Origin of the sequence: Gilliamella sp. Gris3-2 (assembly GCF_001690345.1) — a bacterium.
GTDB lineage: Bacteria > Pseudomonadota > Gammaproteobacteria > Enterobacterales > Orbaceae > Gilliamella > Gilliamella bombi.
This window is the reverse complement of sequence record NZ_LZHB01000067.1, coordinates 1-521: the sequence shown is the minus strand read 5'-3', so window position 1 is coordinate 521 and position 521 is coordinate 1. Positions and strand designations below refer to the sequence as shown.

At 35.9% G+C, this 521-nt stretch carries 1 protein-coding gene; it reads right to left on the bottom strand.

Going from position 1 to position 521, the window contains the following annotated elements:
* Positions 1-21: 21 nt before the first annotated feature.
* Complete coding sequence (locus A9G32_RS09065) at positions 22-321, bottom strand: IS3 family transposase (protein ID WP_065589462.1); 300 nt, start codon at positions 319-321, stop codon at positions 22-24.
* Positions 322-521: the final 200 nt, after the last annotated feature.

Sequence of the window (521 nt, the reverse complement as noted above, 5' to 3'; positions counted from 1 at the left end):
TATAACGATGCCGATTTGCTTTTAGGATAGCGATTTTCGTCCTATTATCAGTGCTGCTTGCTTTAAAATATCGTTTTCCATACGGAGTTGTTTAAGCTCTTTACGCAATGCGATTAACTCTTGTTCTTGTGGACTGCGATTATCTTTTGTTTTAAATGAGCCACTTTGGCTTGATTGCGTTATCCAACGGTCCAATGCTGATGGTGTCAAATCATATTCGGCAACGATTTCACTACGTGATTTACCATGTCGATAAAGACTGACCATTTGCTGTTTAAAATCATCTGTGAATGTTCGTCTTTTGCGTTTAATCTTATTCATATTTGTTCCTTTTTTAGTTGGGATAAGTTTACCTTACCCCTTAAAAAAGTTGTATGAATTAGTGTAGCCGATCCAATTCTCTATGATAAAAGAAAAGGGGATTTAATTATGAAAAAAATGACTGAACATCAAATCGTCGCTATTTTAAAAGAAGCTGAAGCGGGTATTCCGGTTAAAGAACTGTGCCGTAAATATGGCAT

Bases quoted from the DNA above. Each gene is read 5' to 3' on its own strand.
- A9G32_RS09065 (WP_065589462.1), bottom strand. From the start codon at position 321: ATGAATAAGATTAAACGCAAAAGACGAACATTCACAGATGATTTTAAA.